Here is a 26,635-nt window from a genome sequence, read left to right as displayed (position 1 = left end):
CACGGAGAATAGTCGGCTGCCGACAGGAGTCCTTATGCGCCGTTTGCTTTTTTCACTGTTGATGTTCTGCGTTTTGCCCGCCTGGGCGGACGGCCACGACCAGCTGTACAAGGTCGCCGGCTGGCCAGAACAACGCGCGCATTTCAACGACGCCCTGAGTGCCGCGCAGCAGCGTTACCAGAACAGCCTGCCGCCGGCGGTGTTTCAGGCGCTGGTGAACAACAGCAACCAGCGCTTCGCCCCCCAGGCCGTGGATCAACGGGCCGAAGCGCAGCTGCGCAAGAACCTCGCCGATCCGCAACCGGCCCTGTCGTTCTTTCAATCACCGCTGGGCAAGAAGATCGTCGCCGCCGAGCTGCTGGCGACCCGCCGCGATCAATTGGCAAAGAACGCCAAGGGCCTGCCGAAGATGCCGGCCAGCGACAGTCGTTTGCTGATCATCGGCCACCTCGCCCAGGCCCTGCCCGCCCGTGAAGCCGGTGCCGAAGTCAGCCTGGCGATTGCCGGCGTGGCGGCGGACAGTCTGAGCTCGATGATCCCCGGCCTGCTAGGCGGCGGTCAGGCCCAGGGCATGTTGAACGGTCAACGCCAGCGCCTGATGGATCAGATCGGCGCCGACCTGAACAACACGCTGCTCTACGTCTATCGCGACCTGTCGGATGAAGAGCTGGAAGAGTTCGCGACCTTTGCCGAATCCACCGAAGGCAAGGCCTACTATCAGGCCGCGCTGGCCGCAATCCGCGCCGGCCTGGCCGTGGGCCAGAGCACCTCGAACCTCAGCCAGTGATCTAGGGGTTGCGGCCCTTGATCCGCTTGCTCAGGAACTCGAAATACTCCTCGCGCATTTCCGCCGTTTCATTGGCCAGGTGATGCCGCGCCTCGGCCAGCAACAGAATCTGTGGCCGGTCGAACTTCCATTTCAACACTTGCAGGTTGTGCTGCCAGTCCACGGTCATGTCCGCCTGGCCCTGAACGATCAGTGGCCGGCGTGGACTTTTCTTCGCGTATTCGACCCGGTTGATCCAGCGTGACAACGCCCCGACCCACGCGGTCGGCAAGCGTTTTGGCTGCAACGGATCGGCCTGCAGGAACGGCAGGAAATCCGGGTCGTTGGAGTTCTCGCTGAAACGCCGGGCGATGCCCCTGACAAATGGCCTGAGCAGGTAATAACTGAACTGCGACCAGCCCCAGGCACGCGGTCGCACCAGCGGCGCCAGCAGAATCAACTGCCCCTGCGCCGGGCTGTTTTCACCATGATTGAGCACGTGATCGACAATGATCGCCCCGCCGGTGCTTTGCCCGCACAAATGCCACGGCTGCGGCAGTGCAATCGAACGCGCCTCGGCGAACAGGCCTTGCAGCGCATCCTGATACTCGGAGAAATCGCGGATGCTCGCCCGCTCGCCACTGGACAGACCATGCCCCGGCAGATCGCAGGCAATCACCGCAAACCCCTGATCCAGTGCCCACTCGATCACATGCCGGTACAGGCCGGTGTGGTCATAAAAACCGTGCACCAGAAACAGCGTGGCCCTGGCCGTTTCCGCCGGCCACCAGCAATGGCTGACCAGCTCATAACCATCGATATCAAACCGACCCATGCCACGCCAGACATCGCGCTCCGGAAAGTCGGTCTTGTAGAACCGCTGATACGCCTTCGCCTCCTCGGACAACGGCTGCCACTCGGCCAAAGGCTTGAGGCTCGCACGCAGATGATCGGGATCGAAGGCAACAGACATGGGCAATTCCAGAACGGTAAACGGACTTTATCGGCCTGCGATATTCATCTGTAGAAGCAAGCATGGCAAGCTAGCGCGCTCCCAAGGAATCAAAACCATGCGTTCGCCCTACCGCACCGCACTGTTTGCCAGCCTGCTCGCCATCGTGTGTGTCGGCGTGCTGTGGGCCGCGTACGACTGGTTTCAGGGCCGCTACCTGCGGGCCTTCAGCGAACACACCGCGGTATTTTCCGGCGATCCGCTGCGCCTGCCCGACGACCTCGCCGGCCCCGGCAATATCCGTCTGGTGCACTTCTGGGACCCGGCCTGCCCATGCAACGTCGGCAATCAACAGCACCTGACCGAGATGGTCGAACAGTTCGGCCCCAAGGGCGTGGAATTCTTCGCGGTGCAGAAGGCCGGCAGCCACGGCCAGTTGCCCGCCACCCTCAGCAATCTCAAAACCATCGCGGTGTTGCCCGGCTCCGAACAGATTCCCGCGAGCCCGGCCGTGGCGATCTGGGACCGCAGCGGCAGACTGGCGTACTTCGGCCCGTACAGCGAAGGCCTGACGTGCAACTCCAGCAACAGTTTTATCGAACCGATCCTGCAAGCGTTGAGTGATGATCGTCCGGTCAATGCGACTCATACGTTGGCGGTAGGGTGTTATTGCCCGTGGATTAGTGGGGAGTGAACGGCTTCGCACTGACAATAAAAACTGCATCAACCAAAGACGCCAGAGACATATTGACACTTGAAAACTAAACCGCCTTGAATCCCGGTTTGTTATTAGCAGCGCGCCATTCTTTAACCTCCTTTACAATCCCTTCAGGACTGTCATCCCTATCATCTCTTGGGTAGTAGATAAGATCCGAGCCGTCCGGGTGTTCTGTTAACCGCCTGAATTCCAATACCAGCTTTACATCTTCCTCCTCTGTTCGAGCACTAGCATCACAAATTGAGATTACAAAATCCAAAAACTCTCTTTCCGTATAGTCCGAAATATTTAACAAGCCACCACCATCCTGTAAAAAAGCCCCTGGCAAAACTGCCAGGGCACAACCACACTTATGAATATCAAACCTCTTTAAAACCAGACTTTCCGTTAGCTGCACGCCACGCCTTGACCTCTGCAACTACAGCTGCCGGTCCACTTTTTCCTGGCTCCGGATAAAAAATCAGATCCGATCCAGATGGATGCTCACTCAAGGCCTTAAACTCGAAAACAGCATCGATGTGTTCCTCTTCACTTTCATAGTCGTTGTCATAAATTCTCGTAACAAACTTCAGAAACTCCGACTCTGACATTTCGTTAATTAACTTAATCATTACCTGACCCTCTATGCATACCAATATGTCTCCGTGGAGTCATTGCGACTATGCTGTCAACCTCATAAACCCCGCCACCTTCAGAAATATATTTCCTGTGATGCAACTCAATTTTCACACGCTTTCCAACTTGCTCACTCTCTTTAACAAAAGGCGATTGGCCGTCTTTCATACTAGCTAGGGCGCTGCGATCAAACTGAGCCGTCAACTCCGGATCCCCAGCCACCGCCTTCCAAAACGCCTCCCGAAACGCCCGAAAATTCCTGAACTCCCGCCCTCGCAACTGATCGGCAATCTGCGCCGGCACCGGCGCGCCTTCGCCCTGCGATGCGCTTCCGAGCCAGTTGCCCGATACCGCCTGCCCCACACCTGATGCGACACCCGGATCCTCCCGCCGATCCCGAAACATCGTGTAGTTCGGTGGCAGCCCGGAGTCCTGCGGGAACACCAGAACATAGTCATCGAATCCGGCTTCGAAAATGCCCGGGAACGAATCGAGGCGTCCCTAGACCGGGACTACCGTCGCCCCAGTATAGGCAGGCACCTCCGGCTGCCCGGCCGGTGAGGTCGTCGAGCTGTTTCCCGGATTGACGATCGGGGTCCACGTCAGGGTGCGTGGTGGAACATCGGAGGTGGTCGCGGTGTAGACGTTGCGTCCGGTGTCGTAGGAGGCCGCCACCACCCTGACGGCCGACGGAATATTCCGCCCATCAGTCTTGACGACAAAAACCTCTGACTGCCCGTTCGCGTCGGTCTTTGTACTGACGCGGAAAGGCATGTCAACCGTACCGCCAGCCGCCGCGATGGCGTGCAGATCGGGTGCGAAATCTGGTGCGAGGTCCGACAGCGGCGTGGTGAACGCGTAACGGTCAGGCAATTCGCCGTTGCCCAGTTTCGACGAGTAGACCAACGCTGAAACACCGACGACAGCGCCAGCCCCGACACTCGCAGCAAGACTGCCCAAGCCCGCGATGGCGCTGCGAACGGCCCCTTGCAGACTGGCCGCAGCAGCCTCGGCAACTGCCACGACTCCAGCTGAAGTCATGAACAACGGCCCTGTCGCCGAAGCGGCACCTGGCGCGCGGAAGGTATGGGCGTTGCGAATGGCTTCTGCCGCTATGCGCGCTTGTTCCTCGGCAAGGCGCCTTGCCTCTGCTTCGGCGGCAATACGTGCCTGTTCCTCGGCAACACGCCTGGCTTCAACCTCCGCGGCTATACGCGCCTGCTCCTGCAAATGCCGGGCCTCTAGCTCCCGGGCAATGCGTATCTGCTCCTGCAGACGCTCCACCTCTTGGGCGCGGGCAATCAGACCGGCAAATGCGTCCGCCGCCGCTGCCATATGCCGGGCACTTTCCGAGTGCAGGAGTGAAGCGTGATAGTCCTGCCAGCGCTTGCCCAGATCGGTAGTGGCCTGCAAGTCGACCAGGTTCTTCAGCGCTTCGAGCTCAGGCTTGCTCAACGGGGCGTTGATCGCCGGATTGGCGATTGCATAGGGCCGGACGGCTGCCTGCTCGACAGCACGAATGTTGTCCGCTGCGATTTTATAATTCGTGAGTGTTTGAGAGAGACTGCCTCCGGTTGAGCCCGCTGCAGCGGCGATTCTTTCAACCAGAAAACCCGGCAGGAAATGCAGGCGAATATTCGTTTCCAGATTCACCACGGATAACCTTTCGGCAGAAAGAATCTGCTGGGCGTCCCTCGTGGTTTGAGTCGCGGCTTCAACCTGGCTTCTTCTTGCGGCCAGTTCCGGAAGTTGATTGGCGATAATGGCCATCACCCAGGAAAGGCGCCGGAGCTCCATTGCCGAGCGATAGGCCCTGTCGATGGCCGCATAGGCGACGGAAACATCCGGAACCGGCAATGCCAGACTGTCTCGTATCTTCTTGAAGGACAAATCCTTCATCAGGAAAAATGGATTATGTCCATACAGCGAGTAAGCGATCTCGGTATGAGCCCGATACTCCAACAACTTTGAATGAATAACCTGAATGGTTATTTCCTGATCAGCCTTGACCTTCTGAGCCGCAGAAAGTCCAGCACTGGCTGCTTGCCTCGCCCTCTCTACTTCATTGTTTGATGCCGCGCCGATATTGCTGAATACTCCAGCATACTCAAGATCAATATATGCCTGAGCATTCTGTTGCTCCTGCATCAAATCATTCCAGATGAATGGAGTTAACGGATCAAGTTTCCCAGACCCTTGGCCCGTCCCTCTATGTGGCCCTTCATTCAACCCCCAACTTCCCGAGAAAAACCCACCCTGTCCCAATCGAACTGGCGTCACCCCCTTGACGGGTATTGGCGCCAGTTCATATCTGCCCGGCCCGGTCTGCTTGTGAGGTCCAAGATAATTTTCAATATCACTCATACGACTTCTCCATGTCAGTTATTCCATGTATCGAATTCGCAAAATTCGTTTTATTCCTCTGCTTTTTCTCGAGGTCTTTTATAGGCCCGCCCCGTTAAACGCAGCAACAACAAACTTGTAGTGCACTTCCCGAAAACCTGAAGGAAACTTCCTATTCAAGAAATACTGTGTTATGAAATCCCGGTTGCGATCTTCAACTAGATCAGCACCATCAATGCCTTCATATAAATAGAACGACAGGGAGCAGATTTTTCATGAAAAAAGGCCTGACCGTACTTGCGTTGCTGATCGTCATTCCCGCCATCGGGGTCGGCGGTTACCTCTACAGCAAGCAACCGACGCGTCAGGGCCAAGTGGAGTTGCGCAACCTGCAAGGCTCGGTGACCGTGCGTTACGACGAGCGCGGCGTGCCGCACATCCGCGCGGAAAACGAGACCGACCTCTATCGCGCCCTCGGCTATGTGCACGCCCAGGATCGCCTGTTTCAGATGGAGGCCATGCGCCGCCTAGCCCGTGGCGAACTGGCCGAAGTGCTCGGGCCGAAACTGCTCGACACCGACAAGTTGTTCCGCAGCCTGCGCATCCGCGAGCGGGCCGCCAGTTACGTGGCCGGCCTCGACAAGCAGTCGCCGGCGTGGAAGGCCCTGCAAGCCTATCTGGACGGCATCAATCAATATCAGGACTCGCACGCGGCCCCCGTCGAGTTCGACGTGCTGGGCATCCCCAAGCGGCCGTTCACCGCTGAAGACAGCATCAGCGTCGCCGGCTACATGGCCTACAGCTTTGCCGCCGCGTTCCGCACCGAACCGCTGCTGACCTACGTACGCGATCAACTGGGCGCCGATTACCTCAACGTCTTCGACCTCGACTGGCAGCCCAAGGGCGTGCTCGCCAATGGCCACGCCAGCAGCGCACCGGCCCTCGCCGCCGAAGACTGGAAAGACCTGAACACTCTGGCCCGCGTCAGCCAACAGGCGCTGATCGACAAAGGCCTGCCGCAGTTCGAAGGCAGCAACGCCTGGGTGATCGCCGGTAGCCGCAGCAAAAGCGCCAAGCCGTTGCTGGCGGGCGATCCTCACATCCGCTTTTCGGTGCCGTCGGTGTGGTACGAGGCGCAGCTGTCGGCACCGGGCTTCGAACTCTACGGTCATCATCAGGCGCTGGTGCCGTTCGCGTTTCTCGGCCACAACCTGGATTTCGGCTGGAGCCTGACCATGTTCCAGAACGACGACCTCGACCTGATCGCCGAGAAGGTCAATCCGGACAACCCGGATCAGGTCTGGTATCGCGGCCAGTGGACCGACATGGTCAGCACCGAGCAACAGATTGCGGTGAAAGGCCAGGCGCCGGTGACCATTACCCTGCGCCAGTCGCCCCACGGCCCGATCATCAACGATGCTCTCGGCAGCGCCGCCGGGAAAACCCCGATTGCGATGTGGTGGGCCTTCCTGGAAACACCGAACCCGATCCTCGAAGGTTTCTACCAGCTCAACCGCGCCGACACCCTGGCCAAGGCCCGCGCCGCTGCCGCCAAGGTGCAGGCACCGGGGCTGAACATCGTCTACGCCAACGCCAAGGGCGATATCGCGTGGTGGGCCTCGGCGCTGCTGCCCAAGCGTCCGGCCGGGGTGAAGCCTGGCTTCATTCTCGACGGCAGCAGCAATCAGGCGGACAAGGACGGCTACTTCCCGTTCAGCGCCAACCCGCAGGAAGAGAACCCGGCGCGGGGCTATATCGTCTCGGCCAACTTCCAGCCCGTGTCACCCACCGGCATGGAGATTCCCGGCTATTACAATCTTGCCGACCGTGGCCAGCAGCTCAACCGCCAGCTCGCCGACAAGAACGTGAAATGGGACAACGAGGCCAACCAGAAGCTGCAACTGGGCACCACCACCGGTTACGGTCCGCGTCTGCTGGCGCCGTTGCTGCCGGTGCTGCGTGAAGTGGCGGGCAATCCCGCCGAGCAGAAGCTGATCGAACAATTGGCCCAATGGCAAGGCGACTATCCGCTGGATTCGGTCAGTGCGACGGTGTTCAACCAGTTCCTGTTCAACCTCGCCGACGCGGCAATGCGCGATGAGCTGGGCAATGATTTCTTCGAAACCCTGCTGTCGACCCGGGTGATCGATGCGGCACTGCCCCGGCTCGCGGCGAATGCCGATTCACCGTGGTGGGACAACCGCAGCACGCCGAACAAGGAAACCCGCGTCGACGTCGTACGCGCCGCGTGGCAGGCGAGCATGGCGCACCTGAAATCGACCCTCGGCGACGACGCTTCCGGCTGGCAATGGGGCAAGGCCCACACGCTGACCCATGGTCATCCGCTGGGTCAGCAGAAACCTCTGGATCGCATTTTCAACGTCGGCCCGTTCGCCGCACCGGGCTCACATGAAGTGCCGAACAACCTCTCGGCGAAGATCGGCCCTGCACCATGGCCGGTGACCTACGGCCCGTCGACCCGTCGGTTGGTGGACTTCGCTGATCCGGCTCACAGCCTGACCATCAACCCGGTGGGCCAGAGCGGCGTGCCGTTCGACAGCCACTATGACGATCAGGCAGAGGCGTATGTGGACGGGATGTATGTGCAGGCGCATTTCAGTGAGGAAGAGGTGACGGCGAATACACGCAGTACCTTGAAGCTGTTGCCGGCGCGAGCGGCGCAATAAGCGCCACTCAAACCATCGCCGCAAAGTTCAGCCGGAATTGCTGCGGCGTCACCCCCAGCCGCCGGTTGAACACGCTGCGCATATGTTGCGCATCGCGAAACCCGCACTGATACGCCACCGTCTTCAGCGGCGCCGTGGTGCTTTCGAGCATCACCCGCGCCGCATCCACCCGCGCCCGTTCGACGAACTCCGCCGGGGTGACTTTCGCCTCCCTCGCAAACACCCGGGAGAAATTCCGCGCACTCATGTTCGCAGCGTTCGCCAGGTCGGCAATGGTCAGGTCGCCGGTGAGATTGGCCAGCACATACAGCTGCACCATCGCCACCGCCGACGTCGGCTCGGCATGGGGCGTGAGGAACGGGCTGAACTGCGACTGCCCGCCCGAGCGCTGGGTGAACACCACCAGCCGCTTGGCCACGCTCAGCGCGACCTCGGCCCCGTGATCACGCGCCAGCAGGTACAGCGAAAGATCGATCCCCGCCGTCACCCCCGCCGAGGTGTAGAGCTGGCCGTCCTCGACGTACAACCGATCGGCCTCGACCCGGCTCGACGGGCACAACTGCGCCAGCGCCTCGGCGTCGTTCCAGTGGGTGGTGACCGTGCGCCCGTCCAGCAGTCCTGCACGGGCGAGCATGAACGCACCGTTGCAGATCGAGCCGAATCGCCGCGCCCGTCCACAGGCGTCACGCAGCCAGGCATCGAATGCCTCGCCGAAATTCAGGAACGGCAACTGCGGCCCGCCCGCCACCAGCAGCAAGTCATAAGCCTCCTGCACTTCGCTGAAATGCCGATGCGCACTCAAGGTCAACCCGTTGGAACACGCCATCGGCCCGCGCTCGACGCCAATCACCTCGAGCCGGTAATGATCCTCTGGCGCCAGGAAGCGGTTGGCCTCGGCAAACACGTCCATCGGCCCGCTGACGTCCAGCGCCTGCACGCCGGGGAACACCACGATGGCGACGGTTCTGTTCATGGCAATGAAGGCTCCCGGGGAATGGCGGATCAGCGCCAACCCTAGCCAATCCTAGCCGCAGAAGCGAGCTGGCACGATTTGCAGGTGCAATGGCAAGAATCGCAGCCATGGATCGATTGTCCGGTCTGGCCCCCGGGAACAGACTTTCCCCATCAGCGCCGTGACGGCGTTTTCGACGAGGAAGCTCAACATGACCACGACCATCGCCGGTATCCGGATCCCCGACAGCGCCCTCGCCCGGGCCACCACCGAATACATCCGCGACATCGAATCCGACCTGCTTTACCACCACTCGCGCCGGGTGTTCCTGTTCGGTGCCTTGAGCGGTGAGCGTCAGCAACTGGCCTACGATCCGGAGCTGCTGTACGTCGGCGCGATGTTCCACGACCTGGGTCTGGTCGAAGGGCACCGCAGCGATGACGAGCGCTTCGAAGTCGATGGTGCCAACGCAGCCGCCAAGTTTCTCAAGCCGTACGGGTTGAGCGATGACGACATCGAGCAGGTCTGGCTGTCGATCGCCCTGCACACCACGCCGGGGGTGCCGAAGCATCTGCGCCCGACCGTGGCGCTGGTGACGGCGGGTGTCGAGATGGACGTGCTGGGCATGGACTACGCGGCGTTCACTACGGTGCAGCGTGAGGCGGTGGTGCATGCGCATCCACGGGGCGAGGGCTTCAAGGAATGCATCATCTGCGCGTTCGCCGACGGCTTGCGTCATCGTCCACAGACGACGTTCGGCAATGTGAAGACCGATGTGCTGAAGGATCAGGTGCCGGGGTTCAAGCCGATGAATTTCGTTGAAGTTATCCGCAGTTCTCCGTGGACTTCCTGATCACCACAAAACACTGTGGGAGCGGGCTTGCCCGCGTGGCGGTCTGACATTCAACATTGCAGTTGACTGTGATGACGTCATCGCGGGCAAGCCCGCTCCCACAGGAAGTGAGGTTGATCACAGAGTTGTGATCAACCTCACTGGCTTAAGCCGCTTCCGGCGTCGGCGCCCGGCGCACGTCCGGTTGCTTCCACGAATCCGCAGTGCCTTCTTCGATGGCCTGCTGAATCGCTTTCTTGCGGGCTTCTTCGGCACGGCGGCTGAAGAACCAGACCAGGAAGGTCACCAGCGACACCGCCAGCAGAATCAGGCTGGCCACGGCGTTGATCTCCGGCTTCACGCCCAGGCGCACCGCCGAGAACACTTCCATCGGCAGGGTCGTCGACCCTGGGCCAGAGACGAAGCTCGCCAATACCAGGTCATCCAGCGACAGGGCGAACGACATCATGCCGCCCGCCGCCAGCGACGGCGCGATCATCGGGATGGTGATCAGGAAGAACACCTTCCACGGCCGCGCACCGAGGTCCATCGCTGCTTCTTCGATCGACAGGTCCAGCTCGCGCAGGCGCGCCGACACCACCACCGCCACATACGCCGCACAGAACGTGGTGTGCGCGATCCAGATGGTGACGATGCCGCGTTCCTGTGGCCAGCCGATCATCTGCGCCATCGCCACGAACAGCAGCAGCAGCGACAGACCGGTAATCACCTCAGGCATGACCAGCGGCGCGGTCACCAGACCGCCGAACAGCGTGCGGCCCTTGAAGCGGGTGATGCGGGTCAGCACGAAAGCTGCCAGCGTCCCCAGCGCCACCGCGGCAACCGCGGTGTAGCAGGCGATTTCCAGCGAGCGCACCACCGAACCCATCAGTTGCGAGTTGTCGAGCAGGCCGACGTACCACTTCACCGACCAGCCGCCCCACACCGTTACCAGTTTCGAGGCGTTGAACGAGTAGATCACCAGGATCAGCATCGGCAGGTAGATGAACAACAGGCCGAGCACCAGCATCAGGCTGGAGAAACGGAAGCGCTTCATTCTTTACCCTCCATTTCCTTGGCCTGACTGCGGTTGAACAGGATGATCGGCACGATCAGGATCGCCAGCATCACCACCGCCAGGGCGGACGCCACCGGCCAGTCACGGTTGTTGAAGAACTCTTGCCAGAGCACTTTACCGATCATCAGGGTTTCCGGACCGCCGAGCAGTTCCGGGATCACGAACTCGCCCACCACCGGGATGAACACCAGCATGCAGCCGGCGATGATGCCGTTCTTGGACAGCGGCACGGTGATTTTCCAGAAGCTGTTGAAGGTGCTCGAACCCAGGTCGGACGCGGCCTCCAGCAGGCTGGTGTCGTGCTTCACCAGGTTGGCGTACAGCGGCAGGATCATGAACGGCAGGTACGAGTAGACGACGCCGATGTACACCGCAAGGTTGGTGTTGAGGATCTGCAGCGGCTCGTCGATCAAACCCATGCTCATCAGGAAACCGTTGAGCAGGCCGTTGTTGCTGAGGATGCCCATCCACGCATAGACGCGGATCAGGATCGCGGTCCAGGTCGGCATCATGATCAGCAGCACCAGCACCGTTTGCAGCTCTTTGCGGGCGCTGGCGATGGCGTAGGCCATCGGATAACCGATCAACAGGCACAGCAGCGTGCTGAAAAACGCCATCTTCAGCGAGCCCAGGTAGGCGGCGATGTACAGTTCGTCGTCGCCGAGCATCGCGTAGTTGCCCAGGTTCAGCAGCAATTGCAGCTTCTGCTCGGCGTAGGTGTAGATCTCGGTGTACGGCGGAATGGCCACGTCCGCTTCGGCGAAGCTGATCTTCAGGACGATGAAGAACGGCAACATGAAGAACAGGAACAGCCAGATGAACGGAACCCCGATGACCAGCTGACGGCCACCGGGAATTATTCGATTGAGCCGGCGTTTGAATTTGCGCATGTTCATGAGCGAAGTACCACGCCGCTGTCATCTTCCCACCACACGTAGACCTGATCGCCCCAGGTCGGACGTGCGCCACGGCGCTCGGCGTTGGCCACGAACGACTGCACCAGCTTGCCGCTTGGCAATTCGACGTAGAACACCGAGTGGCCGCCGAGGTAGGCGATGTCATGCACCTTGCCGCTCGACCAGTTGTATTCGCAGGTCGGCTGATCGGCGGTGACCAGCAGTTTTTCCGGACGGATCGCGTAGGTCACGGACTTGTCCTGCACCGAGGTGCTGATGCCGTGGCCGACGTAGATCTGCCGGTCGAGGTCCTTGCAGGTGATGGTCGCGTGGCCTTCGGCGTCGTCGATCACTTCGCCTTCGAAGATGTTCACGTTACCGATGAATTCGCAGACCAGACGGCTGGTCGGGGTTTCGTAGATATCGATCGGGCTGCCGATCTGGGCGATCCAGCCCAGGTGCATGATCGCGATGCGCTCGGCCATGGTCATGGCCTCTTCCTGGTCGTGGGTCACCATCACGCAGGTCACGCCCACGCGCTCGATGATCTCAACCAGTTCCAGCTGCATCTGCGAACGCAGTTTCTTGTCCAGTGCGCCCATCGGCTCGTCGAGCAGCAGCAGTTTCGGCCGCTTGGCCAGCGAACGCGCCAACGCCACACGCTGACGCTGGCCGCCGGACAACTGGTGCGGCTTGCGCTTGGCGTACTGGCTCATCTGCACCAGCTTGAGCATCTCGGCCACGCGGGCGTCGATCTCGGCCTTGGGAATCTTGTCCTGTTGCAGGCCGAAGGCGATGTTCTGCGCCACGGTCATGTGCGGGAACAAGGCGTAGGACTGGAACATCATGTTGATCGGTCGCTCGTACGGCGGCATGTCGGTGATGTCGACGCCGTCGAGAAAAATGCGCCCCTCCGTGGGCCGTTCGAACCCTGCCAGCATCCGCAGCAGAGTGGATTTGCCCGATCCCGAACCGCCGAGCAGGGCGAAGATCTCGCCCTTCTTGATTTCCAGGGACACATCGTCCACGGCAACCGTCTCGTCGAACTTCTTCGTGACCCGGTCGATTTTGACCAGCACCTGTTTCGGTGTCTGGTCGCCCTCGAGGGCTTTCTTATAGGCGCCGGAGGCAACTGCCATTTACAAAACTCCCAGAAAAAAAGAGTGCAGTTCGCCCACGCAAGACGAACCCAGGATAGTTTGTACGTTGAAGCTATTTACCCGACTTGACCTTGGTCCAGCTGCGGGTCATCAAACGCTGAATGTTCGGTGGCAGCTCGGTCGACACGTAGGTCTTGTCGAGCACAGCCTGCGGTGGATACACCGACTCGTCGGTGCGGATGGACTGCTCCATCAGCTTGCCCGAACCCGGATTGGGGTTGGCATAACCGACGTAATCACTGACCTGGGCGATCACCTCAGGTTTCAGCAAATAGTTGATGAAGGCGTGGGCCTCTTTAACGTTGGCCGAATCCTTCGGAATCGCCAGCATGTCGAACCACAGCGCGCCACCCTCTTTCGGAATCGAATAGGCGATGTTCACACCTTTCTTGGCTTCTTCGGCGCGATGTTTGGCCTGGAAGATGTCGCCGGAAAAACCGATGGCCACACAGATGTCGCCGTTGGCCAGATCGCCGATGTATTTCGAGGAGTGGAAGTAGGTCACGTACGGACGTACCGCCAACAGTTTGGCCGTGGCCTTCTCGTAATCCTTGGTATTGGTGCTGTTGGCATTCAGGCCCATGTAGTTGAGCACGGTCGGCATCATTTCATCGGCCGAATCGAGGAACGCCACGCCACAGCTGTGCAGTTTCTTGATGTTCTCCGGCTCGAACAGCACGCTCCAGGAGTCGATCTTGTCGACGCCGAGCACGGCTTTCACTTTGTCGACGTTGTAGCCGATGCCATTGGTGCCCCACAGGTACGGCACGGCGTACAGGTTGCCCGGATCATTCTGCTCCAGGCGCTTGAGCAGCACTGGATCGAGATTGGAGTAGTTCGGCAGCTGCGCCTTGTCGAGCTTCTGGAACGCGCCCGCCTTGATCTGCTTGCCGAGGAAGTGGTTCGACGGCACGACCACGTCGTAGCCGGTACGTCCGGCGAGCAACTTGCCTTCCAGGGTTTCGTTTGAATCAAACACGTCGTAGACCGGCTTGATCCCGGTGTCTTTCTGGAAATCGGCCAGAGTGGTCTCGCCGATGTAATCCGACCAGTTATAAATATGCACCGTACCGGCGGCCTGGGCACCGACAGCGAACGTCAGGCCGGCAGCGGCCAGCAGTGCATTGCGCAAGGAAGAAAAAATAGGCAAGTGGAGGTCCTCTGATTTAGTTGGGCCCAAGTTGCCCCGTGCTGCATGACAGTCACGGTTGCCCGGCAACAAAACCGGCGCGCAACTTACCTTCGAAAAACCGTTCCAGCAAAACTTTCTGTCATTTAATTGCACCGCTGACCGCCCAGATGAAGGCGACGGCCAGCGGTGACTGGTTCAAACCGGCTTATTTACCGGATTTGATCTTGGTCCAGCTGCGAGTGATCAGGCGCAGGGTGGCCGCGTCCAGATCGCTGATCGCGTAGAGCTGCTTCTTCACTTCAGCCGAAGGGTAGATGCTCGGATCGCTGGTGATTTCCTTGTCCACCAAGGCGGTGGCCGCCTTGTTGCCGTTCGGGAAACGTACGGCGTTGGTGATTTCGGCCATCACTTTCGGCTCGAGCAGGTAGTTCATGAACTTGTAGGCGGCTTCGACGTTTTCGGCATCCTTGGGAATGGCGACCATGTCGTAGAAAGTACCGGCACCTTCTTTCGGAATGGTGTAGGCCAGTTTGACCTTGTCACCGGCTTCCTTGGCGCGGGTCTTGGATTGTTCCAGGTCACCCGAGTAGCCAACCGCTACGCAGATGTTGCCGTTGGCCAGGTCCGAGATGTACTTCGAGGAGTGAAAGTAAGCCACCGAAGGACGGATCTTGAGGAACAGGTCTTCGGCGGCTTTCAGGTCAGCCTTGTCCTTGCTGTTGGTCGGCTTGCCCAGATAGTGCAGAGCCGCGGGAATCATTTCGGTCGGCGCGTCGAGGAAGCTCACGCCGCAGCTTTTCAGCTTCTCGATGTTCTCAGGCTTGAACACGATGTCCCAGGAATCGATCTTGTCGATGCCCAGTGCAGCCTTGACCTTGGCCGGGTTGTAGCCGATGCCGATCGAACCCCACATGTACGGGAACGCGTGTTTGTTGCCCGGGTCGCTGGCGTCGCCAACGGCCTTGAGCAGGTCTTCGTCGAGGTTCTTCCAGTTCGTCAGCTTGGACTTGTCCAGTTCCTGATAAACGCCGGCCTTGATCTGCTTGGCCAGGAAGTTGTTGGAAGGCACCACGATGTCGTAACCGGATTTGCCGGCCAGCAGCTTGGCTTCCAGGGTTTCGTTGCTGTCGAAAACGTCATAGACGACCTTGATGCCCGTCTCTTTTTCGAAATTGGCAACCGTGTCCGGCGCGATGTAGTCGGACCAGTTGTAAACGTGCAACACCTTGTCGTCCGCCTGGACCGCACCCGCCATCACGCCCATCAGGGACATGGCGAGCAGAGTCTTGCCAGCGAGCTTTTTGCCTAATGCCTTCATGCGTTAATGCTCCAAATTTTTCTTTTTTGAACCACTTTGTTCAGCGGCCGAACCCGGACAACTGGAACCGCGGCTAGTCTGGCAAGATCCGAGGCGGTCTTTCAAGAAAAGACCAGCCTTTCTGACAGCTCAGAGCGACAGCGCAACAGCTCCATCGCTCTGAGCCTAGCACTTAGCCCTGCAACGCACTGAGGGTCAGGTCCAGGCACTTGCGTGCCTTTGTAACCAGTTCATCGATCTCCGCCTTACTGATCACCAGCGGCGGCGCGATGATCATGGTGTCGCCCACGGCACGCATGATCAGCCCGTTGTCGAAGCAGAACTGGCGGCAGATCATGCCCACACCCTTGCCTTCGTAACGCTTGCGAGTGGCCTTGTCCTGCACCAGCTCGATGGCCCCCAGCAGGCCGACTCCGCGCACTTCACCCACCAACGGGTGATCGTTCAGTTCGCGCAGACGTTTCTGCAAATACGGTGCCGTTTCTTCATGGGCACGTTCGATGATTTTCTCTTCGCGCAGAATCCGGATGTTTTCCAGACCCACCGCCGCCGCCACCGGGTGACCGGAGTAGGTGAAGCCGTGGTTGAAATCGCCGCCCTCGTTGAGTACCGCCACCACTTCGTCGCGCACGATCAGGCCACCCATCGGGATGTAGCCGGACGTCAGGCCTTTGGCGATGGTCATCATGTGTGGCTTGAGGTCGTAGAAATCGCTGCCGAACCATTGGCCGGTACGGCCGAAACCACAGATCACTTCATCGGCCACGAACAGGATGTCGTACTTGGCGAGGATTTCCTTGATGCGCGGCCAGTAGGTGTCGGGCGGAATGATCACGCCGCCGGCGCCCTGGATCGGCTCGGCAATAAAGGCACCGACGTTGTCCACGCCGACTTCCAGAATCTTTTCTTCCAGCTGATTGGCCGCCCAGATCCCGAACTCTTCCGGGGTCATGTCGCCGCCTTCGGCAAACCAGTACGGCTGAGCGATGTGGACGATACCCGGAATCGGCAAATCGCCCTGCTCGTGCATGTAAGTCATGCCGCCCAGGCTTGCGCCGGCCACGGTGGAGCCGTGGTAGCCGTTCTTGCGGCTGATGATGACTTTCTTGTTCGGCTGGCCCTTGATCGCCCAGTAGTGGCGAACCATACGCAGCATGGTGTCGTTGCCTTCGGAGCCGGAGCCGGTGAAGAACACGTGGTTCATGCCTTCTGGCGCCACGTCGGCGATGGCCTTGGCCAACTCCAGTGCTGGCGGGTGGGCGGTCTGGAAGAACAGGTTGTAGTAAGGCAGTTCGCGCATTTGCTTGGCGGCCGCATCGGCCAGCTCGTCGCGTCCATAACCGATCGCCACACACCACAGACCCGCCATGCCATCGAGGATCTTGTTGCCCTCGCTGTCCCACAGGTACACGCCCTTGGCGTTGGTGATGATCCGTGGACCTTTTTCTTTCAGCTGCTTGAAGTCGCTGAACGGAGCCAGGTGGTGATCGCTGCTGAGGGCTTGCCACTCACGGGTTTGCGGGTTGTTGCTGGTCATGCCAATTCTCCTTGTTATCGGTGAAGGCGCGGCGGCTGCCCACCGCGCCCGGCGTATCAGACGGCGAAGAGCAGGTACTCACGCTCCCAGGAACTGATCACGCGCTTGAAGTTTTCATGCTCGGCCCGCTTGACCGCGACGTAGCCGGTGATGAAGGTCTTGCCCAGGTACTTCTCGATGGTCGCGCTGTTTTCCATGCGCTCCAGCGCGTCTTCGATGGTCAGCGGCAGGCGCAGGTTGCGGCGCTCGTAACCACGGCCCACGACCGGCGCGCTCGGGTTGATGCCTTCAACCATGCCGATGTAGCCGCAGAGCAGGCTCGCGGCAATCGCCAGGTACGGGTTGGCGTCGGCTCCCGGCAGGCGGTTTTCCACGCGGCGGTTCTGCGGGCCGGCATCCGGGACGCGCAGGCCCACGGTGCGGTTTTCTTCGCCCCACTCCACGTTCACCGGTGCCGAGGTGTCCGGCAGGAAGCGGCGGAACGAGTTGACGTTCGGTGCGAACAGCGGCAGCAATTCCGGGATCAGTTTCTGCAGGCCACCGATGTGGTGCAGGAACAGCTGGCTCATGGTCCCGTCGTCGTTGGAGAACACGTTCTTGCCGGTCTCGATGTCGATGATGCTCTGGTGCAGGTGCATCGCACTGCCCGGCTCACCGGTCATCGGCTTGGCCATGAAGGTCGCCGCCACGTTGTGCTTGAGCGCGGCCTCGCGCATGGTGCGCTTGAACACCAGAATCTGGTCGGCCAGCGACAGGGCATCGCCGTGACGGAAGTTGATTTCCATCTGCGCCGTGCCGTCCTCGTGGATCAGCGTGTCGAGGTCCAGCTCCTGCAATTCGCACCAGTCGTAGACGTCTTCGAACAGCGGATCGAATTCGTTCGCCGCTTCGATGGAGAACGATTGGCGACCGATTTCCGGGCGCCCGGAACGACCGACCGGCGGCTGCAACGGATAGTCCGGGTCGTCGCTGCGCTTGGTCAGGTAGAACTCCATTTCCGGCGCCACGATTGGCTGCCAGCCCTTGTCGGCATAGAGTTTCAGGACTTTCTTGAGGACGTTGCGCGGCGACAGTTCGATCGGGTTGCCTTGCTTGTCGTAGGTGTCGTGGATTACCTGGGCGGTCGGCTCGATGGCCCAGGGCACCAGGTACACGGCGTTCTGGTCGGGTCGGCAGATCATGTCGATGTCGGCCGGGTCGAGCAGTTCGTAATAGATGTCGTCTTCGACGTAGTCGCCGGTCACGGTCTGCAACAGAACGCTCTCTGGCAGGCGCATGCCTTTTTCGGCGATGAATTTGTTGGTCGGCGAGATCTTGCCCCGGGTGATGCCGGTCAAGTCGCCGATCATGCATTCGACTTCTGTGATCTTGTGGTCTTTCAACCAATCGGTGAGCTGGTCGAGGTTGTTACTCATATATGCCTCTGGGCTGAGTCTCCTGACAGATGTCAGGCAATGTTTGACGCACCTGGCGTCGCGTTAAAGGGCCTTGCTTGCGCGCAGTGCCGGCTTACGCCCGGCACCGCGCATAGACAATGAAGGAGGAGCTTACCTGCCCTTTACGCTGGCGTTGCATTTCCTGTGCACATCCCGGGTGTGCAGAATCACGGGCACGGCGACGGGCGCGATGCAGACCGGGAGCGGGAAAGAGATCTATATTGAAAGGAGTACCGCTGAAGAGGGTGCCTTCGCACACGTCCAGAATATCGGACGCTGCCGCTCGATCTGCCATGGATCGGGATATCGCAGGAACGTTGCAGGCCTTGCTGGCCACGCTGCGGACGGACGTGTCGCCACTGATGTGAGAAGCATGCAGACCGGACTGCAAGGAGCAGTCGGTGACGCCGATTAACGGCAGGCGAGACATGAAGCACCCCGGTATTATTGCTGTTATGGGTTTGATCGGAGCTTAGCCTTGTTCATTTTTTTACACAACACCCCCGTAAAAAATACAACACGGCCTGCTCAAGCCTGCGGGTGGCACGTCCTCCACGGATAAAAAAACGCCCCAAAGTGCCCCATAAATGCCCTCGCGGCGCTTTTTCAGGGCACAAAAGGCCTCGCTTGACTTCGGCAGGCCGTTCGGGTTGACTGAAACCAGAAAAGATCAATGATTGATATTTTTAACAACAAAGGTGTTGCATCATGTCGGTACCCCCGCGTGCCGTTCAGCTTAACGAAGCGAACGCGTTCCTTAAGGAACATCCTGAGGTTCTGTACGTTGACCTTCTGATTGCGGATATGAATGGTGTGGTGCGCGGCAAGCGCATCGAACGCACCAGCCTCCACAAGGTTTACGAGAAAGGCATCAACCTGCCGGCCTCTCTATTTGCTCTGGATATCAATGGTTCGACGGTGGAAAGCACCGGCCTGGGCCTGGACATCGGCGACGCCGACCGTATCTGCTATCCAATCCCCGATACCCTGTGCAACGAGCCATGGCAGAAGCGCCCGACCGCGCAACTGTTGATGACCATGCACGAACTCGAAGGTGACCCTTTCTTCGCCGACCCGCGCGAAGTGCTCCGTCAAGTTGTCGCAAAGTTTGACGAGCTCGGCCTGACCATCTGCGCCGCGTTCGAACTCGAGTTCTACCTGATCGACCAGGAAAACGTGAACGGCCGCCCTCAGCCGCCGCGCTCGCCGATCTCCGGCAAACGCCCGCATTCGACCCAGGTTTACCTGATCGACGACCTCGACGAATACGTCGACTGCCTCCAGGACATTCTGGAAGGCGCCAAAGAGCAAGGCATTCCGGCCGACGCCATCGTCAAGGAAAGTGCCCCGGCGCAGTTCGAAGTGAACCTGCACCACGTCGCCGACCCGATCAAGGCATGCGACTACGCGGTCCTGCTCAAGCGTCTGATCAAGAACATCGCCTACGACCATGAAATGGACACCACCTTCATGGCCAAGCCGTATCCGGGCCAGGCAGGCAACGGGCTGCACGTCCACATTTCGGTGCTCGACAAAGAAGGCAAAAACATTTTTGCCAGCGAGGATCCCGAGCAGAACGCCGCGCTGCGTCACGCGATCGGCGGTGTGCTCGAGACCCTGCCCGCGCAGATGGCTTTCCTCTGCCCGAACGTCAACTCCTACCGTCGTTTCGGCGCACAGTTCTACGTGCCGAACTCGCCGAGCTGGGGCCTGGACAACCGCACCGTGGCCCTGCGCGTACCGACCGGCTCCGCCGACGCGGTCCGTCTGGAACACCGCGTAGCCGGCGCCGACGCCAACCCGTACCTGCTGATGGCTTCGGTGCTGGCGGGCGTGCATCACGGCCTGACCAACAAGATCGAGCCGCCGCCTCCGACCGAAGGCAACAGCTACGAGCAGAACGAGCAGAGCCTGCCGAACAACTTGCGCGATGCCCTGCGCGAGCTGGACGACAGCGAGGTGATGGCCAAGTACATCGATCCGAAATACATCGATATCTTCGTTGCCTGTAAGGAAAGCGAGCTGGAAGAGTTTGAACATTCCATCTCCGACCTTGAGTACAACTGGTACCTGCACACCGTTTAAACGGTTGCAGTAACAAAAAACGCCGCAGGCTATTGAGCCTGCGGTTTTTTTTGCCTGGCATTTTCCGTTGAATATTGGCGCAACAAACAAGGACCAGTCCTACGGACTGCTCCGATACGACCTACATATTGGCCCTGACCGCACTCTCACACTCGGAAACGCCGCAACTTGGCCGGCTAACTTTCCTGAGTACTGAGAACAATGACCCTGAAAAAACAACTGTTGGGCGCGACGCTCACTTTGATCATCGCCGGCGTGTATACCACGACCTGGGCGAGCCCGGGACATCTCCCCGCCTGGAGTTACACGGCGCCCACCGGTCCTGAAAACTGGGGCGATTTGCATGGGGAGTACGCGCTTTGTTCGTCCGGCAAAGTGCAGTCGCCTATTGATATCAACGACGCGACCGTAACAGCGCTTGCACCACTGGTCTTCTCCTATCAGCCAAGCGCCGCGACAGTCCTGAACAATGGCCACACAATCCAGCTTTCACCGACGGATTCAGGCAGTCTGACGCTGGCCTCCGGCAACTACAGCTTTGTGCAAATGCACTTCCACACGCCAAGTGAAGAATCCATTCAGGGCCGCACCTATCCAATGGACGCGCATCTGGTTCACCGCAACGCAGCAGGTGAACTCGCGGTGGTTGCGCTGTTGTTTGAAGAGGGCGCACACAATCCGGCACTGGAAGTGATCCTGGCGGCCATGCCCACGGTCGCAGGTGATGTCGTGAACCTGGAATCAATCGACATTGCAGCATTTCTGCCCGCATCGCATCACTACTACGCCTACATGGGATCTCTGACGACACCTCCATGTGCAGAAGGCGTGCGCTGGCAGGTGCTTTCCAGCGTGGTGCAGCTCTCGTCGGCACAACTCCGGGCTTTCCAGGCCTTGTACCCGATGAATGCACGTCCGGTTCAGCCACTCAATGGCCGGAGTGTGCACGTCGGTAGCTAAACCGCAGTGGCGGGCAGTCCGGGCAGCAGGCCTTGTACAGACAAGGCATCAGACGCCTCGTACAATGCCTGCTGCCCTCGCAGGAGACTTCCATGACTCGACTCGCCCCTCCACGCAAACCCCGTGCCCGCAGTCAGGCGCGGATCGATTCGATACTCGACGCCGCGCGCACGCTGCTGGCCGCCGAGGGTGTGGCGAGCCTGTCGATCTACAGCGTGGCCGAGCGCGCACAGATTCCGCCCTCCTCCGTCTACCACTTCTTCGCCAGTGTCCCGGCGCTGCTCGAAGCCCTGACGGCAGATGTGCACGCAGCCTTCCGCGCCTGCCTGCAAGCGCCGATCGATCACGATGCCCTGCGCGACTGGCGCGACCTGTCGCGGCTGGTCGAGAAGCGGATGCTGGAGATCTACGGCGAGGATGCCGCCGCCCGCCAGCTGATCCTCGCGCAGCACGGCCTCACCGAAGTCACCCAGGCCGATCGCCAACACGACCTCGAACTGGGCGACCTGATGCACAAGCTGTTCGACCATCACTTCGAACTGCCGCGCCTGCCGGATGACGTCGATGTGTTCGCGCTGGCCATGGAGCTGGGCGACCGCGTCTACGCCCGTTCGGTGCAGCAGCACGGGCAGATCACCCCGCGCATGGCCGAGGAAGGCATGCGGGTGTTTGATGCCTATATCGGGCTGTATCTGCCGCCCTATCTGCCCAAGCGCTGAGACATGATCGTTCCCACGCTCTGCGTGGGAATGCAGCCCGTGACGCTCCGCGTCACTGGACGCGGAGCGTCCCCAGAGGCATTCCCACGCGGAGCGTGGGAACGATCAAAAGAATCCTCTAGCGCACTCACCGGCCTCATCGCTGGCAAGCCAGCTCCCACAGGTTTATCGGTTGCTCGCCGAACCTGAATCCACCAAGGAGCATTGTGGGAGCTGGCTTGCCAGCGATGGCAGCACCACGCACTCCAGATCGTGCCAATAAAGAAAAACCCCGAAGGGCTCACACCCTTCGGGGTTGTTTTTTACTCACAGGCTTACAACTTGGCGATGGACACCTCGGTGGATTTCACGAAGGCGATCACTTCGCTGCCGACCTCCAGTTCCAGCTCCTTGACCGAACGGGTGGTGATCACCGAAGTGACGATGCCGGAAGCGGTCTGCACGTCGATTTCCGACAGCACGTCGCCGAGAACGATCTCCTTGATCGCGCCTTTGAACTGGTTGCGTACGTTGATGGCTTTGATAGTCATGATATTTCTCCTGAGGTCGAAATAAGCCGCAAGTTGCGAGCTTCAAGCTGCAAGCAAAAGCACTGAGCTTCTACTTGCAGCTTGTAGCTTGCTGCTCGCAGCTGCTTCATTGCGCCCAACGCAGTTGCGTAGGCAAGGGTGAAACGGGTTCCGGCGCCGGCGGTTCGCCGGGCAGGGACAGCACACGGTTGAGCACTTCGGTTTCCAGCGCCGCCAGGCGATGGGAGCCACGGACCCGAGGGCGCGGCAGCTCCACTTGCAGGTCAAGGCCGACTTCGCCGTCCTCGATCAGAATCACCCGGTCGGCAACCGCCACCGCTTCGCTGACGTCGTGGGTCACCAGCAACACGGTGAAACCATGCTGTTGCCAGAGACGTTCGATCAGTTGCTGCATCTCGATCCGGGTCAGCGCATCCAGTGCGCCCAATGGCTCGTCCAGCAGCAACAGACGCGGTTGATGAATCAGCGCCCGGGCCAGCGCCACGCGCTGCTTCTGCCCGCCGGACAGTGCCGCCGGCCATTCGTTGGCGCGATCGGCGAGGCCGACTGCATCCAGCGCCTGCAAGGCTTGCGCACGCCAGTTGCCCTTGAGGCCGAGACCGACGTTGTCGATGATCTTTTTCCACGGCAGCAGCCGTGCTTCCTGGAACATCAACCGGGTGTCATCCCGCGCATCGCCGAGCGGTGCAGCTCCGGCAAGCAAATCGCCGCCACTAGGTTGATCAAGGCCTGCGAGCAAGCGCAGGAATGTGCTCTTGCCACATCCGCTGCGACCGACCACGGCGACGAATTGCCCCGCCGGAATGTGCAGATCGATGTCCCGCAGCACTTGTCGCGTGCCGAAGGTCTTTTGCAGGTTGCGCACCACCAGCGGAATCCCGCGCAGCAGGCGTGGAGGTTGTTGAGCGGTCATGCCGCACCTCCTTTCGCCACTTGATACGCCGGATGCCAGCGCAACCAAACACGTTCAAGGCCACGGGCCGCGAGGTCGGCCAGTTTGCCGAGCACCGCGTACATCAGAATCGCCAGCACCACCACGTCGGTCTGCAGGAACTCGCGGGCGTTCATCGCCAGATAACCGATGCCGGAGCTCGCGGAGATGGTTTCCGCCACGATCAGCGTCAGCCACATGAAGCCCAGGGCGAAGCGCACGCCGACCAGAATCGAAGGCAGCGCACCCGGCAGAATCACCTGCCAGAACAGGCTGAAACCGGACAGGCCATAACTGCGCGCCATCTCCACCAGCGCCGGATCGACGTTGCGGATGCCGTGATAGGTGTTGAGGTAGATCGGGAACAAAGTGCCCAACGCCACCAGGAAAATCTTCGCCGACTCATCGATGCCGAACCACAGGATCACCAGCGGAATCAGCGCCAGGTGCGGCACGTTGCGGATCATCTGCACCGAACTGTCGAGCAAACGTTCGCCCCACTTCGACAGGCCGGTGATGAACCCCAGTACCAGACCGATGCTGCCGCCGATGGTGAAGCCCAGCGCGGCGCGCCAGCCGCTGATCGCCAGGTGCGTCCAGATTTCGCCGCTGCGCACCAGGCTCACACCGGTTTCGATCACCGCCACCGGCGCCGGCAGAATCCGCGTCGACAGCCAACCGGCCGACACCGACAACTGCCACACCGCCAGCAACAACACCGGCAACGCCCAGGGCGCGAAGCTGTGGATAAATTTCTTCATGGCAGCGCCTCAGCTCTGGGACGCGGCTTTGGGGAGAATGTCGTTGGCCACCATCTCGCCGAACGGGCTGACGTAACCAGCGCTTTTCGGCAACTCCGGGCGCTCGACGTCGAGGTGCGGGAACAGCAGTTCAGCCACCCGATACGATTCTTCGAGGTGTGGATAACCGGAGAAGATGAAAGTGTCGATGCCCAGATCCGCGTATTCCTTCACCCGCGCCGCCACGGTCGGGCCGTCGCCGACCAGCGCCGTCCCGGCCCCCCCGCGTACCAGACCGACGCCGGCCCACAGGTTCGGGCTGACTTCGAGGTTATCGCGGCTGCCACCGTGCAACGCGGCCATGCGTTGCTGGCCGACCGAATCGAACCGCGCCAGCGAAGCCTGGGCACGTTTGATGGTGTCGTCGTCCAGATGCGAGATCAGGCGATCTGCCGCTTGCCAGGCTTCAGCGTTGGTTTCCCGCACGATCACATGCAGGCGAATGCCGAAGCGCACGGTGCGGCCGAGCTTGGCGGCTTTGGCGCGAACCTGTTCGATTTTCTCGGCAACGGCCGCCGGCGGCTCGCCCCAGGTCAGGACCATTTCCACTTGTTCGGCGGCCAGATCCTGCGCGGCTTCCGAAGAACCGCCGAAGTACAGCGGCGGACGCGGTTGCTGGATTGGCGGATAGAGCAATTTGGCGCCCTTCACGCTGATGTGCTCGCCGTCATAATCCACGGTTTCACCTTCCAGCACGCGGCGCCAGATCCGGGTGAATTCCACCGAGGCCTGATAGCGCGCTTCGTGATCGAGGAACAGACCGTCGCCGGCCAACTCTTCCGGATCGCCACCGGTCACCAGGTTGAACAGCGCACGGCCACCGGACAGGCGATCCAGCGTTGCTGCCTGACGCGCTGCCACCGTCGGGGAAATGATCCCGGGGCGCAGGGCGACAAGGAACTTCAGACGCTGGGTCACCGGGATCAGCGAGGCCGCCACCAGCCACGAGTCCTCGCAGGAACGGCCGGTGGGAATCAGCACGCCGCCGAAACCCAGTCGATCCGCCGCTTGCGCGACCTGTTGCAGATAGCCGTGGTCGACGGCGCGGGCGCCTTCGGCGGTGCCAAGGTAATGGCCGTCGCCGTGGGTAGGCAGGAACCAGAAGATGTTGAGGCTCATGGAGTGGTCTCCTTGGGGATTCGATTTACTGGGCTTGGGTGACCGAGCTTTGGGCCACAGCGGCCGGTGGGGTCCAGATCACGTCCTTGATGCTCAACGGCTTGGGAATCAACTTGAGCTGGTAGAAGGTGTCGGCGATTTTCTGTTGCGCGGCGACCACTTCCGGGGTCAGGAACAGCGCGCCGTAGCCCTGGCGTTTCACCGAGGTCAGGGTGATGTCTGCCGGCAGGCCGAGCAACGGCGACACCTGTTGAGTCACGTCTTCAGGATTGGCCTTGGACCATTCGCCGACGGCGCGCACTTCTTCCACGAGCGTCTTGATCACCTCGGGATTTTTCTGTGCGTAGGGTTTGGTCGCCAGGTAGAACTGGTGGTTATCGACGATGCCTTTGCCGTCACGCAGGGTGTGCGCTTGCAGTTGTTTCTCGGCGGCGGCCTGGTACGGATCCCAGATGACCCAGGCGTCGACGCTGCCGCGCTCGAACGCGGCGCGGGCATCGGCCGGCGGCAGGAATACGGTTTGAATGTCGCTGTACTTGAGGCCGGCGTCTTCCAGCGCACGCACCAGCAGGTAGTGGACGTTGGAGCCTTTGTTCAAGGCGACTTTCTTGCCCTTGAGATCCGCCACCGATTTGATCGGCGAATCTTTCGGCACGAGGATCGCTTCGCTGTTCGGCGCTGGTGGTTCGTAAGCGACGTAGAGCAGATCGGCACCGGCCGCCTGGGCGAAGACCGGCGGGGTTTCGCCGGTGACACCGAAGTCGATCGAGCCGACGTTCAGGCCTTCCAGCAGTTGCGGGCCGCCGGGGAATTCAGTCCATTGCACGTCGACGCCTTGGGCGGCGAGGCGTTTTTCCAGCGTGCCCTTGGCTTTGAGCAGCACCAGCGTGCCGTATTTCTGATAACCGATCCGAAGCGTCTCGGCTTGAGCTTGAGTGATGGCGCCGAAGGACACAGCCGCAGCAAACAGAGCGACCAGACCACGACGCAAAAATACAGTGCGCATAGCGCTCTCCTTTTTGCTGTTGGGTTTTGGCTGCACCTGCTTGGCCGTTGGCGGCTGAGTAAG

The 26,635-nt window shown here is 60.4% G+C and carries 24 protein-coding genes and 1 pseudogene; 7 read left to right on the top strand and 18 right to left on the bottom strand.

What is annotated here, in order from left to right:
• Positions 1–34 precede the first annotated feature (34 nt).
• Positions 35–787, top strand: a complete 753-nt coding sequence (locus AWU82_RS12235) for a DUF2059 domain-containing protein (RefSeq protein ID WP_011336435.1) — start codon at positions 35–37, stop codon at positions 785–787.
• A gap of 1 nt (position 788) precedes the next feature.
• On the opposite strand, the gene bipL is transcribed toward AWU82_RS12235, so the two are convergent.
• Complete coding sequence (bipL, locus tag AWU82_RS12230) at positions 789–1,739, bottom strand: phospholipase BipL (protein WP_064380006.1); 951 nt, start codon at positions 1,737–1,739, stop codon at positions 789–791.
• 97 nt (positions 1,740–1,836) lie between these two features.
• On the opposite strand from bipL, the gene AWU82_RS12225 reads away from it, so the two are divergent.
• Positions 1,837–2,412: a DUF6436 domain-containing protein gene (locus AWU82_RS12225; RefSeq protein WP_064380004.1), complete on the top strand. Its 576-nt coding sequence runs from the start codon at positions 1,837–1,839 to the stop codon at positions 2,410–2,412.
• A 67-nt stretch (positions 2,413–2,479) separates the two neighbouring features.
• On the opposite strand, the gene AWU82_RS12220 is transcribed toward AWU82_RS12225, so the two are convergent.
• The 4 genes and pseudogenes from AWU82_RS12220 to AWU82_RS29570 form a co-directional block, all read right to left on the bottom strand.
• Positions 2,480–2,833, bottom strand: a complete 354-nt coding sequence (locus AWU82_RS12220) for a bacteriocin immunity protein (RefSeq protein WP_418333517.1) — start codon at positions 2,831–2,833, stop codon at positions 2,480–2,482.
• Positions 2,796–3,047, bottom strand: coding sequence for a bacteriocin immunity protein (locus AWU82_RS12215; protein WP_064380002.1), 252 nt, complete (start codon positions 3,045–3,047; stop codon positions 2,796–2,798). The genes AWU82_RS12220 and AWU82_RS12215 overlap by 38 nt, the downstream gene beginning before the upstream one ends.
• Complete coding sequence (locus tag AWU82_RS29405; RefSeq protein ID WP_335743482.1) at positions 3,040–3,495, bottom strand: pyocin-S2/colicin E7-DNase domain-containing protein; 456 nt, start codon at positions 3,493–3,495, stop codon at positions 3,040–3,042. Before AWU82_RS29405 ends, AWU82_RS12215 begins: the two co-directional genes overlap by 8 nt.
• Before the next feature lie 18 nt (positions 3,496–3,513).
• A pseudogene (locus AWU82_RS29570) lies at positions 3,514–4,821 on the bottom strand (S-type pyocin domain-containing protein); the annotation flags it as partial.
• An 848-nt stretch (positions 4,822–5,669) separates the two neighbouring features.
• Between AWU82_RS29570 and AWU82_RS12205 the strand changes: the two are divergent.
• Complete coding sequence (locus AWU82_RS12205; RefSeq protein ID WP_064380000.1) at positions 5,670–8,081, top strand: penicillin acylase family protein; 2,412 nt, start codon at positions 5,670–5,672, stop codon at positions 8,079–8,081.
• Positions 8,082–8,088: 7 nt separating this feature from the next.
• Here the strand turns inward: AWU82_RS12205 and AWU82_RS12200 are convergent, their stop codons facing one another.
• Positions 8,089–9,054 carry a GlxA family transcriptional regulator gene (locus tag AWU82_RS12200; RefSeq protein ID WP_064379998.1) on the bottom strand — a complete coding sequence of 322 codons (966 nt, stop codon included), beginning with the start codon at positions 9,052–9,054 and terminating at the stop codon, positions 8,089–8,091.
• Positions 9,055–9,244: 190 nt separating this feature from the next.
• Between AWU82_RS12200 and AWU82_RS12195 the strand changes: the two genes are divergently transcribed.
• Positions 9,245–9,886 carry an HD domain-containing protein gene (locus AWU82_RS12195; RefSeq protein ID WP_064379995.1) on the top strand — a complete coding sequence of 214 codons (642 nt, stop codon included), beginning with the start codon at positions 9,245–9,247 and terminating at the stop codon, positions 9,884–9,886.
• A 145-nt stretch (positions 9,887–10,031) separates the two neighbouring features.
• Here the strand turns inward: AWU82_RS12195 and AWU82_RS12190 are convergent, their stop codons facing one another.
• The 7 genes from AWU82_RS12190 to AWU82_RS12160 all read right to left on the bottom strand — a co-directional run bounded on the left by AWU82_RS12190 (position 10,032) and on the right by AWU82_RS12160 (position 18,401).
• Positions 10,032–10,922: an ABC transporter permease subunit gene (locus AWU82_RS12190; RefSeq protein ID WP_064379994.1), complete on the bottom strand. Its 891-nt coding sequence runs from the start codon at positions 10,920–10,922 to the stop codon at positions 10,032–10,034.
• A complete protein-coding gene (locus AWU82_RS12185; RefSeq protein WP_170844921.1) occupies positions 10,919–11,800 on the bottom strand; it encodes an ABC transporter permease subunit in 882 nt (293 codons plus the stop codon). The genes AWU82_RS12190 and AWU82_RS12185 overlap by 4 nt, the downstream gene beginning before the upstream one ends.
• Before the next feature lie 35 nt (positions 11,801–11,835).
• Positions 11,836–12,978, bottom strand: a complete 1,143-nt coding sequence (locus AWU82_RS12180) for an ABC transporter ATP-binding protein (protein WP_007953506.1) — start codon at positions 12,976–12,978, stop codon at positions 11,836–11,838.
• Between the two features lie 73 nt (positions 12,979–13,051).
• A complete protein-coding gene (locus AWU82_RS12175; RefSeq protein WP_064379991.1) occupies positions 13,052–14,149 on the bottom strand; it encodes a polyamine ABC transporter substrate-binding protein in 1,098 nt (365 codons plus the stop codon).
• Between the two features lie 187 nt (positions 14,150–14,336).
• Positions 14,337–15,449, bottom strand: coding sequence for a polyamine ABC transporter substrate-binding protein (locus AWU82_RS12170; RefSeq protein ID WP_011336446.1), 1,113 nt, complete (start codon positions 15,447–15,449; stop codon positions 14,337–14,339).
• A gap of 172 nt (positions 15,450–15,621) precedes the next feature.
• Positions 15,622–16,986 carry an aspartate aminotransferase family protein gene (locus AWU82_RS12165; protein WP_011336447.1) on the bottom strand — a complete coding sequence of 455 codons (1,365 nt, stop codon included), beginning with the start codon at positions 16,984–16,986 and terminating at the stop codon, positions 15,622–15,624.
• Between the two features lie 56 nt (positions 16,987–17,042).
• Positions 17,043–18,401 (bottom strand): glutamine synthetase family protein, encoded by a 1,359-nt coding sequence (locus AWU82_RS12160; protein ID WP_011336448.1) that lies wholly within the window; start codon positions 18,399–18,401, stop codon positions 17,043–17,045.
• A 729-nt stretch (positions 18,402–19,130) separates the two neighbouring features.
• Here AWU82_RS12160 and AWU82_RS12155 point away from each other — a divergent pair.
• From AWU82_RS12155 to AWU82_RS12145, 3 genes are all read left to right on the top strand, one after another.
• Positions 19,131–20,507: a glutamine synthetase family protein gene (locus AWU82_RS12155; RefSeq protein ID WP_039765386.1), complete on the top strand. Its 1,377-nt coding sequence runs from the start codon at positions 19,131–19,133 to the stop codon at positions 20,505–20,507.
• Positions 20,508–20,708: 201 nt separating this feature from the next.
• Positions 20,709–21,467, top strand: a complete 759-nt coding sequence (locus tag AWU82_RS12150; protein WP_223290689.1) for a carbonic anhydrase — start codon at positions 20,709–20,711, stop codon at positions 21,465–21,467.
• A gap of 92 nt (positions 21,468–21,559) precedes the next feature.
• Positions 21,560–22,186, top strand: a complete 627-nt coding sequence (locus AWU82_RS12145) for a TetR/AcrR family transcriptional regulator (RefSeq protein ID WP_064379989.1) — start codon at positions 21,560–21,562, stop codon at positions 22,184–22,186.
• 314 nt (positions 22,187–22,500) lie between these two features.
• Here the strand turns inward: AWU82_RS12145 and AWU82_RS12140 are convergent, their stop codons facing one another.
• From AWU82_RS12140 to AWU82_RS12120, 5 genes are all read right to left on the bottom strand, one after another.
• A complete protein-coding gene (locus AWU82_RS12140) occupies positions 22,501–22,716 on the bottom strand; it encodes a TOBE domain-containing protein (protein WP_007953520.1) in 216 nt (71 codons plus the stop codon).
• 106 nt (positions 22,717–22,822) lie between these two features.
• Positions 22,823–23,629, bottom strand: coding sequence for an aliphatic sulfonates ABC transporter ATP-binding protein (gene ssuB / locus AWU82_RS12135; RefSeq protein WP_064379988.1), 807 nt, complete (start codon positions 23,627–23,629; stop codon positions 22,823–22,825).
• The gene (ssuC, locus tag AWU82_RS12130; protein ID WP_064379986.1) at positions 23,626–24,408 is read right to left on the bottom strand and encodes an aliphatic sulfonate ABC transporter permease SsuC; all 783 of its coding nucleotides are present in this window, start codon (positions 24,406–24,408) and stop codon (positions 23,626–23,628) included. The genes ssuB and ssuC overlap by 4 nt, the downstream gene beginning before the upstream one ends.
• A gap of 9 nt (positions 24,409–24,417) precedes the next feature.
• Positions 24,418–25,566, bottom strand: coding sequence for an FMNH2-dependent alkanesulfonate monooxygenase (gene ssuD, locus AWU82_RS12125; RefSeq protein ID WP_011336452.1), 1,149 nt, complete (start codon positions 25,564–25,566; stop codon positions 24,418–24,420).
• 25 nt (positions 25,567–25,591) lie between these two features.
• Positions 25,592–26,572, bottom strand: coding sequence for a sulfonate ABC transporter substrate-binding protein (locus AWU82_RS12120; protein WP_011336453.1), 981 nt, complete (start codon positions 26,570–26,572; stop codon positions 25,592–25,594).
• Positions 26,573–26,635: the final 63 nt, after the last annotated feature.

This window comes from Pseudomonas glycinae (assembly GCF_001594225.2).
In the GTDB taxonomy this organism is placed as follows: Bacteria; Pseudomonadota; Gammaproteobacteria; order Pseudomonadales; family Pseudomonadaceae; genus Aquipseudomonas; species Aquipseudomonas glycinae.
This window is presented reverse-complemented; position numbering and strand designations above follow the sequence as displayed.